Annotated in this window: 10 protein-coding genes; all 10 read right to left on the bottom strand. The window is 73.0% G+C overall.

The window, feature by feature from the left end:
* The coding region (locus H0X00_RS18495) for a lipid II flippase MurJ (protein WP_293773782.1) at nucleotides 1–677 on the bottom strand (677 nt) is incomplete at its 3' end.
* Nucleotides 674–1,507, bottom strand: coding sequence for a hypothetical protein (locus H0X00_RS18490; RefSeq protein ID WP_293773780.1), 834 nt, complete (start codon nucleotides 1,505–1,507; stop codon nucleotides 674–676). The genes H0X00_RS18495 and H0X00_RS18490, both read right to left, overlap by 4 nt.
* Complete coding sequence (locus H0X00_RS18485) at nucleotides 1,504–2,454, bottom strand: copper transporter (RefSeq protein WP_293773778.1); 951 nt, start codon at nucleotides 2,452–2,454, stop codon at nucleotides 1,504–1,506. Before H0X00_RS18485 ends, H0X00_RS18490 begins: the two co-directional genes overlap by 4 nt.
* A 15-nt stretch (nucleotides 2,455–2,469) precedes the next feature.
* Nucleotides 2,470–3,648, bottom strand: a complete 1,179-nt coding sequence (gene steA, locus H0X00_RS18480) for a putative cytokinetic ring protein SteA (protein ID WP_293773777.1) — start codon at nucleotides 3,646–3,648, stop codon at nucleotides 2,470–2,472.
* 151 nt (nucleotides 3,649–3,799) lie between these two features.
* A complete protein-coding gene (recN, locus tag H0X00_RS18475; RefSeq protein WP_293773775.1) occupies nucleotides 3,800–5,551 on the bottom strand; it encodes a DNA repair protein RecN in 1,752 nt (583 codons plus the stop codon).
* Nucleotides 5,552–5,573: 22 nt separating this feature from the next.
* Nucleotides 5,574–6,494: an NAD kinase gene (locus tag H0X00_RS18470; RefSeq protein ID WP_293773774.1), complete on the bottom strand. Its 921-nt coding sequence runs from the start codon at nucleotides 6,492–6,494 to the stop codon at nucleotides 5,574–5,576.
* Between the two features lie 20 nt (nucleotides 6,495–6,514).
* Nucleotides 6,515–7,336, bottom strand: coding sequence for a TlyA family RNA methyltransferase (locus H0X00_RS18465; protein ID WP_293773773.1), 822 nt, complete (start codon nucleotides 7,334–7,336; stop codon nucleotides 6,515–6,517).
* Between the two features lie 25 nt (nucleotides 7,337–7,361).
* Nucleotides 7,362–7,697, bottom strand: a complete 336-nt coding sequence (locus H0X00_RS18460) for a hypothetical protein (RefSeq protein WP_293773772.1) — start codon at nucleotides 7,695–7,697, stop codon at nucleotides 7,362–7,364.
* A 9-nt stretch (nucleotides 7,698–7,706) separates the two neighbouring features.
* The gene (locus H0X00_RS18455) at nucleotides 7,707–8,087 is read right to left on the bottom strand and encodes a nuclear transport factor 2 family protein (protein WP_293773770.1); all 381 of its coding nucleotides are present in this window, start codon (nucleotides 8,085–8,087) and stop codon (nucleotides 7,707–7,709) included.
* 5 nt (nucleotides 8,088–8,092) lie between these two features.
* On the bottom strand, nucleotides 8,093–8,531 hold a 439-nt coding region (locus tag H0X00_RS18450; RefSeq protein ID WP_293773769.1), incomplete at its 5' end, for a helix-turn-helix transcriptional regulator.

Raw genomic sequence — 8,531 nt, 5'->3', positions numbered from 1 at the left:
ACGGTGAGGGCGAGCGAGGCCACCCCGAGCGTGGTGCCGACCGCGAGCGCGGCCTCCGCCGATCGGGGCACGGCCGCCACTGCGCGCTCGCCGTCGGCGAGGGCGACGAAGGTCAGGTAGGCCCCGATCACCACGGCGCTCGACACCAGCGGAGCGACGGCGGCGGCGAGGAAACGGCGGTGCGCCTGCAAGGCCCCGCCCAGCACCACGGCCAGGCCGTAACAGACGAGCTGCGGGGTGAACATCAGCAACATCCGGGTCGCGGCGTCGACCGCGCCGGCGCAGTCCACGTCGTCGCCGAGCAGCGCCTTGACGGCGGGGCGGGCGGCCAGGGCGGTGACGACGGAGACCGGGACGAGCAGCAACAGCGTCCAGCTCAGCAGCGCCGAGACGGTGCGGTCGATCGCGGCCCGGTCCGAGCGCGCGACGGCTCCGGCCAGCACCGGCACCACTGCGCCGGCGAGGGCTCCCCCGGCGACCACCTCGAACAGGACGTTAGGCAGCAGGTTCGCGGTGTTGTAGGCGTCGGCCAGACAGCCGCCGCCAACGGTCTTGGAGAAAACGACCCAGCGACCCAGGCCCACCACCCGCGCCACCACCGTGACGACGGCGACGGTCAGTGCGCCGCCCGCCAACCCCGCGGCGAAGGTTCGCGCGACGGGTGGGGGCGAGGTCACGACGACACAGTAGGAGTGACAGGTCCTGTGGTGTGTCTGCCCAGTTCGTCGAACCAGCGCAGCGGCGGGGTCGCGGCGATCACCCGGGTGAAGCTGATCTTCTCGCTGGCGGCCGTCAGCGCAGCGATACCGACCAGGTGGGCGAGCCGACCCGTGGTGCCGAACTTCAGGAGCACGGCGACACCGAGTGCCGCCCCGAGCGCGTTGGCCCCGGCGTCGCCCAGCATCGCCTCCTCACGGAGGTCGCGTGGAAGCAGCGCAACGGCGGCACCGAAGGGTCCGGCCAGGAAGATGCCGGCGGGACCGGGCACGGCGACGAGCGGGAGGTGGAGCAGTCCGACCTTCAACGCCCGCCCGGGTCGCAGGTCGAAGAGGTTGATCAGGTTCGCGAACCCCGCCACGACCGCTCCGCCGAGGACGGCATCGCGGGGTCCGGACGAGACGAGGGCGGCGGCGGCCAGCGAGGTCGCCCCGATGCCGGCGGCCTTGACCGCCCCACTGGTCAACCGGCCCTCGCGCAGCGCGGCCAGATGCCCGGCGAAGCCCTTGGCCTGTTGGGTCCGTAGGCCGCCGAGGTCGTCGTAGGCCCCGATCGCCCCGGCGCCCAGGACGGCCAGAGCGCCGGCGGCCCGGGCCGGGCCGGGCAGTCCCGGGGTGAGCGCGATCGCGGTGGCCGCGCCGGCCGTGAACGCCGGTCCCTCCAGCAAAGTGAGGCTGAGGCCGCGGTGATTGATCCGCTCCCAGCGATTACCCTCCCCGGCCCGCGAGCGGAACGCGGTGTACGCGGCCTGCGCAGCCAGGGCGCCGACGCCGAACGCGACGGCCTTCACCGTTTGCCCGGTGGCGTCAGGGCGGGGAACGGGCCGTCGGAGTCGGCGGTCGAGCCGTAGTGCCCGACGCCGCCGCCCATCTGCTCGATCAGGGCGTAGACGGTCGCGACCCGGCCGAAGACGGTCTCCACGGTGTCCACGGTGCTGATCGTGTCGCGGGTGGCCTCCGCCTTGCGGATCGTGTCCATCGCCCCGCCGACGGCCGCCTTGGCCGGTGCGGCCACCACCACGCCGTTGCCGGCGGCGTCGAGCGCTGCGGCCAGGCCGACCATGCCCTGTTCGGTGCGCTCGGTGGCGCTCACCGGTGGCTCGGGGGGCGACCCGACGACGATCACCGCGAGGTCGGCCCGGTCCTCCAGCCCCCGCCGGGAGATGAAGCCACCCCGGTCGAGTTGTTCGAGCAGGGTCTTGGCCGGTGCGCTGATGGCCCGGTCGGTGCCGCCCTTGGTCAACAGAGCTCCGGCCAGCTGGACCTGGGCGGGCTGGCCGCGCAGTTCGGGGATCGGGTTCTTGCGCAGGATGGCCTCGCGCGCCTCAGCCTTGGCAGCCAGGTCGCGGGGGTCCTCGGCGGTGGCGAAGAAGGCGTCGTCCACCCCGATCCGGCCGGTGACCTTCGCCCCGGCGCGGGCCAGCACCTCGGCGAGACCGTCGGCGTCACCGCCGCCGGCCCCCGGCATGGTCACCAGGACGACGCGCTGCCCGGCGAGCTGCCCGGCCAGCAGTCGGTCGTCGAGATCGTCGAGGTACTGGTCTCGGTAGATGACCTCGTTGCGGAGGGTGTCCAGGTCCTTGCGCAGGTTGTCCTTCTCGGTCTGCTGCGTGGACACCGTCGAGCGCAGGGAGTCGATCAGTGACTGGTTGAGCAGCGAACTGCCGACGAGGATCCCGGTCGCCAGCGCCATGAAGACGGCAATGAGCGACACCAGGTGATAGCGGAACGAGACCACGGGAGATCTTGCCGCTCAGACTTTTCCGGAGAGCCAGTAGGTGAAGTCCCCCCACTGGTCCGACATCGTGGTCATGATCGCCCGGCCGGACGGGGACGCGGTGAACGCGATCGTCATGCAGACCAGGCAGGCCAGCAGCAGGAAGAACAGCTGCCAGTTGCTGATCCGGCTGCGGTAGAGCCGGGACACGCCCTTGGCGTCGACGAGCTTGCCGCCCACCCGCAGCCGGGTGAGGAAGGTGCTCGCCATGCCGGCCCGGCCCTTGTCCAGGAATTCGTCCAGGGTGGCGTGGCTGCCGACCGCGACGATCAGGGCGGCGCCGCTGTCGTCGGCGAGCAGCATCGCGACGTCCTCGCTGGTGCCGGTCGCCGGGAAGAGCACCGCGTCCAGGCCGAGGGACTGCACCCGTTCGAGCCCAGGTGCGTCGCCGTCCCGGTAGGCGTGCACGACGAGCTCGGCGCCGCAGGTCAGCGCCCGGTCCGAGACCGAGTCCATGTCGCCGACGATGAGCTGCGGGGTGTACCCGGCCTCGAGGAGGGCGTCGGCGCCACCGTCCACGCCGATCATCACCGGGCGGTACTCCCGGATGTAGGGACGCAGCGTCGCGAGGTCCTCGCGGTAGTGGTGCCCGCGCACGACGATCAGCGCGTGCCGGCCCTCCAAGTCGGTCTCCAGCTCCGGGATGCCGACGCCGTCGAGGAGCAGCGAATGTTCCTTCTCCAGGTACTCCATGGTGTTCGCGGCGAAGGCGCGCAGCTGGTCGGACAGGCCCTCCCGGGCCTTCTCCATCGCCGCGGCGATGCCCTCGGCGTCCAGCACGGTGCCCTGCCCGACCGCGTCCTCGCCGCGGTAGAGCGTGCCGCCGGTGAGGCGGAGCAGCTCGCCCTCGGTGACGAAATCGAACAGGTCGGCGCCGGCGTCGTCGATCAGCGGGATCCCGGCGTTCAGCAGGATCTGCGGCCCCATGTTGGGGTACCGGCCGCTGGTACTCACCCCGGCGTTGATCACCGCGCCCGCCCGGCAGGCGACCAGTGCCTCGGCGCTGACCCGATCCAGGTCTTCGTGGTCGATGACGGCGATCTCGCCGGGCCGGAGCCGCTTGGTGAGGTTCTTGGTGCGCCGGTCAACTCGGACGACCGCGCGGACTCCGGGCTCGGAGCTCTCGCGCGACCGGGTCCGGTGCGGCCACCTCATGTCCGCATTCTCCCACGTCAGAGCAGGTCCACCCCTGCTCGAGGGCTATCCCTGAGTCATTGCTGGGTCGAGGGGATGTCATCCCCGTCGACCGAAAAATGCCCGAATTGTCCCGATGCGGGCGGTCGAGAGGGATGACATCCCCTGCTGTTCAGGGGCGCCGGGCGGCGGCGAGCAGCTCCTCGGCGTGCGCGCGGGCGGTCGCGGAGTCCTCCTGGCCGGCCAGCATCCGGGACAGCTCGCGGACCCGGGCCTCCCCCTCCAGAGCGGTGATGCCGGTGCGGGTGACCCGCCCGTTGTCGGATTTGGCGACCAGGAGGTGCCGGTCGGCGAAGGCCGCGACCTGCGGCAGGTGGGTGACGACCAGCACCTGGGAACTGCGGGCCAGCGCCGCCAGCCGGCGCCCGACCTCGACCGCGGCCTTGCCGCCGACCCCCGCGTCGACCTCGTCGAAGACGAAGGTGGGCACCGGGTCCGCCCCGGCCAGGACCACCTGCAGCGCGAGCATGATCCGGGACAGCTCGCCACCGGAGGCCGAACGCTGGATCGCCCGCTCCGGCGCCCCGGGGTGGGGCGCGAGCAGCAGCTCGATCTCGTCCGCCCCGTCCCGGCCGAACTCGGTCGGACGGACGGCGACCGTGAACGACGCCTTGGCCATGGCCAGCCCGGCCAGCTCCTCGGTGACGGCCTTGGCCAGCCGCCCGGCCGCCTTGGTCCGGGCCTTGGTCAGGTCGGCGGCCGCTGCGCTGCGCTGGGCGTCGAGGCGGGCCTCGTCGGCGCGCAGCTCCGCGGTGGTGTCGGTGTCGGCGTCCAGCTCGAGCAGCCGCTCCGAGGCGGCCTGTGCCCAGGTGAGAACCTCGTCGACGGTGTCCCCGTTCAGTTGGGGCGCTGCGCCCCCCAACAACCCCCCGGAAAAGCGCTCTCTGATCTTGCGCTGCAGCCGGCCCAGGTCCGCCAGCCGCTCGTGGGCGGACTGCAGCCGGGCCGGGTCGACCTCGATGCCGGCTGCGTAGGACGCCAGGTCGGCGGTGACGTCGGCGAGCAGGTACGTCAGCTCAGCGATCCGCTTGCCCAGCTCCGCCAGCTCGGGGTCGTGGGCGGCCATGGCCTCCACCGTGCGCCGGGCCTCCCCGACGAGGGCGGCCGCGTCGGTGCCGGTGCGGTCGGCGTCGGTGAGCAGCAGGTCGTGGGCGCCGGAGGCCGCGGCGCGCAGGGCGTCGGCATGGGCGAGGCGCTCGATCTCGGCCGCCAGCGTGACATCCTCCGCCGGCTCGGGGGCGACGGCCTCGATCTCGGTCAGGCCGAGCCGGAGCAGGTCAGCCTCCTGGGCGCGCTCGCGGCCCCGGCCGGTGATCTCGGCGAGGCGGGTGCGGACCTCACGCAGGTCGTCGAAGCAGCGCCGGTAGGCGGCAAGCGCCTTGGCGACCTTGTCCCCGGCGTAGCGGTCGAGCAGGTCGCGCTGGCGGGCCGGGCGCAGGAGTCGCTGCTGGTCGTGCTGGCCGTGCACCGCGACGAGGTCCTCGGCGAGTTCGCCGAGCAGCCCGACCGGAGCGCTGCGGCCGCCGACGAAGGCGCGGGAGCGGCCTTCCGCGGTGACGGTGCGCCCGAGGATCAGCGTTGCTCCTCCGTGTGGGGCCTCGTCGAGTTCTCCACCGGCCTCGGCGGCCCGGAGCGCCGCGGCGGAGTCGGCCGCGACCCGGACCCGGCCCTCGACCGAGAGTCGTTCGGCGCCGGCCCGGATCAGGCCGGCGTCGGCCTTGCCGCCGAGCAGCAGACCGAGCGCGGTCATCACCATGGTCTTGCCCGCGCCGGTTTCGCCGGTGAGCACGGTCAGGCCGGGGCCGAGCTCGAGGACGGCATCGTCGATGACGCCGAGCTCGCGGATCGCGATCTCCTCCAGCATCTGACGCCCCCTCAGCTATGGATCATTGATCGCGACGGAACGCGGCCGCGCCGCGCCAGCCCCGCACCGGGAGTTCGAACTTACGCACCAGGCGGTCGGTGAACGGCGCCTGGTGCAACCGGGCGAGCTGGACCGGAATGCCGCCCCGGCACACCTCGACGCGGGCCCCGGCCGGCAGCGGCCAGGTGCGCCGGCCGTCGACCCAGAGCACGCCTTCCGGGGTATCGGACTGGACCTCGACCGCGAGGCGTGAGCTGGGCGAGACCACGATCGGACGGGAGAACAGGGCGTGCGCCGAGATCGGGATCATCAACAGCGCCTCCACCTCGGGCCAGACGACCGGCCCGCCGGCGGAGAACGCATAGGCGGTGGAACCGGTCGGGGTCGCGCAGACCACCCCGTCGCAACCCCAGCGGGACAGCGGCCGGCCGTCCACCTCAGCGACGACTTCGAGCATCCGGTCCCGCGCGGCCTTCTCCACCGACGCCTCGTTCAGGGCCCAGGTGCTGGCCACCTGCTCGCCGCCGACCTGGACGGTGACGTCGATCGTCATCCGCTCCTCGACGGTGTAGTCGCGGGCGACGACGCGGCTGATCAGGCCGCCGAGTTCTTCGCGCTCGGCCTCGGCCAGAAAGCCGACATGGCCGAGGTTGACGCCCAGCAGCGGGATCCCGGGGTCGCGGGCCAGTTCGGCAGCCCGCAGCAGGGTCCCGTCGCCGCCGAGCACCAGCGCGAGTTCGCACCCCTCCGACGCGGCTTCGTCGCCGGCCACCACCTGCACGTCGGGGAGTTCCAGAGCCTTGGCCTCCACCTCGGTGGCGTGCACCGCCAGCCCGGCCTCCAGCAGGCGCTCCGCGGCCTCGCGGGCGGCCTCGACCGCGTCGGGACGCCCGACGTGGGCGACGAGCAGCACGGCCCGCTCCACTGGCGCTCCCTCGGTCATGCGCTCTCAGCCTTGCGCTCTCATGCCGGTCCGGCCGCGATGGCCGCGGCGAGATCGTCCTCGTCCAGGGGCGGCGCTCCTGCGGTCATCCAGAGGAAGTATTCGACGTTGCCGGCCGGACCGGGCAGCGGACTCGCCGTGACCCCGCGGATCCCGAGCCCCAGGGGCGCTCCCGCCTCGGCGACGAGGCGGACGGCCAGGGCGCGCAGGGCGGGATCGCGGACCACGCCCCCGCTGGTCAGCCGCTCCTTCCCGATCTCGAACTGGGGCTTGACCATCAGCACCAGGTCGGCGTCGGGAGTGGGGAGCCCGGCCAGGTTCGGCAGGACCTTGGCCAGGGAGATGAACGAGAGGTCCGCGACCACCAGCTCCGGACGGGCCGGCAGGTCCTCGGCGGCCAGCTCGCGGATGTTGGTGCGGTCCATGACCGTGACCCGCTCGTGGGTCTGCAGCGCCCAGGCCAGCTGCCCGTAGCCCACATCGATCGCGATCACCTGGACGGCATCGCGGCGCAGCAGGACGTCGGTGAATCCGCCGGTGGAGGCGCCCGCGTCCAGGCAGACCCGGCCGGCCACCACGGGACCGCCGTCGGGCCGGGCCTCGAACGCGTCGAGGGCACCGGCCAGCTTGTGCCCGCCGCGGGAGGCGTAGCCCGGGTCGTCGTCGTCCTCGACGACCACGATCGGATCGGCGGTCTCGACCTGAGTGGCGGGCTTGTTGGCCGTCCGGCCGCTCACGCTGACCCGCCCGGCGGCGACCAGTTCGGAGGCATGTTCGCGGGATCGGGCCAGGCCCCGGCGTACCAGTTCGGCGTCCAGGCGCAGCCGTCGAGGGGCCGCCATCAGGTGCTCAGCATTGTCCCGGGGCTCAGCCCTGGTCGAGGTTCGCGAGCGCGTCCTGCAGGCCCCGGTGGGCCTGGTCGTAGACGCCGACGTGCTCCGCGATGGGCAGCTCCCCGATCCCGGCCAACCCGGCCAGCACCTGATCCACCCGGGGGTCGCCCGTCTCGGGCAGGTCCCCCGCGGCGCGGAGCTCCTCGACGAAGGCCTCCGGCTCGTCCGGAATCCCGGCCTCGTCGGTCGGGAGGTCGCCAGGGATGTCATCCGCAGTGTCGCTGCTGGGGATGTCATCCGCAGCGCCGTCGGTGCATTCGTCGACGGTTTCCTCGACAGGGTCGACGGTCTCGGTCCAGGCCTCGGTCACCCTGCCACGCTACCGCGCGCCCGCCGGGTTGCCGGACGCCCCGTACGTGCCGTGACCGGCGACGACCCGGCCGTCCGGGCCGAAGATCAGGACCTCGGAGACCTCGTTGCCGCGCTGATTGCGGTACCGGATCACCAGCGTGTCGACGCCGGTGTAGACACCGAGCACCTCGAAGTGCAGGTCAGGAATCCGGTCCAGGCCGATCGTCCAGTAGTCGCGCAGGGCCGCCTTGCCGCGGACCACGCCGTCGCCGCCCAGGATCTGGCTCGCCACCGGGGAGGTGAAGGTGCAGTCCTCGGCGAAATGGGCCAGCACGGCGTCCAGGTCGCGGTTGTTCCAGCCCGCGGCCCAATGGGAGGCGAAGGAGTCGGACTCGGCGGCGTTCAGCATGCCCGTCAGTCTGCCCGGTGCCCGCCGTAGCGGCTCGGGGATATCCCGTAGGCGGCCTTGAACGATCGGCTGAACACGGCCGGGTCGCTGAACCCCCAGCGGCGACCGATCTCGGCCACGCCGCCCCGGCCGGTGGTCAGATCGTGGCGGGCGCGCTCCAGTCGCTCCTCGCGCAGCCACTGCGCGACGGTTCGCCCACCGCCGGCGAACAGGCGGTGCAGGTGGCGGGTGGAGATGAAGTGCGCGGCGGCAATGTCGTCCGGGCACAGCGTGGGGTCGGCCAGATGTGCGCGGAGGTAGTTCTCGATCCGCGTACGGAGGCCTAGCTCCGCTGGTTGCTGACGCGGCACCGCGGTCCCGGCGGCCGTGACGGCCAGCCCGGCGACCCGCTGGGCAAGGTCGGCAGCCGCCGCGCCTCCGGCGATCGTCGGCGCGTTGCCGGCC

Source organism: Sporichthya sp., from assembly GCF_013815995.1.
Taxonomy (GTDB): Bacteria; Actinomycetota; Actinomycetes; order Sporichthyales; family Sporichthyaceae; genus Sporichthya.
The sequence above is the reverse complement of the archived record's forward strand: the minus strand, read 5'-3'. Positions and strand labels throughout refer to the sequence as shown.

What these genes read in the sequence shown, in the direction of transcription:
- steA (WP_293773777.1), bottom strand. Translation starts at nt 3,648, where the DNA reads ATGAGGTGGCCGCACCGGACCCGGTCGCGCGAGAGCTCCGAGCCCGGA.
- recN (WP_293773775.1), bottom strand. Translation starts at nt 5,551, where the DNA reads ATGCTGGAGGAGATCGCGATCCGCGAGCTCGGCGTCATCGACGATGCC.
- H0X00_RS18470 (WP_293773774.1), bottom strand. Translation starts at nt 6,494, where the DNA reads ATGACCGAGGGAGCGCCAGTGGAGCGGGCCGTGCTGCTCGTCGCCCAC.
- H0X00_RS18465 (WP_293773773.1), bottom strand. Translation starts at nt 7,336, where the DNA reads ATGGCGGCCCCTCGACGGCTGCGCCTGGACGCCGAACTGGTACGCCGG.
- H0X00_RS18455 (WP_293773770.1), bottom strand. Translation starts at nt 8,087, where the DNA reads ATGCTGAACGCCGCCGAGTCCGACTCCTTCGCCTCCCATTGGGCCGCG.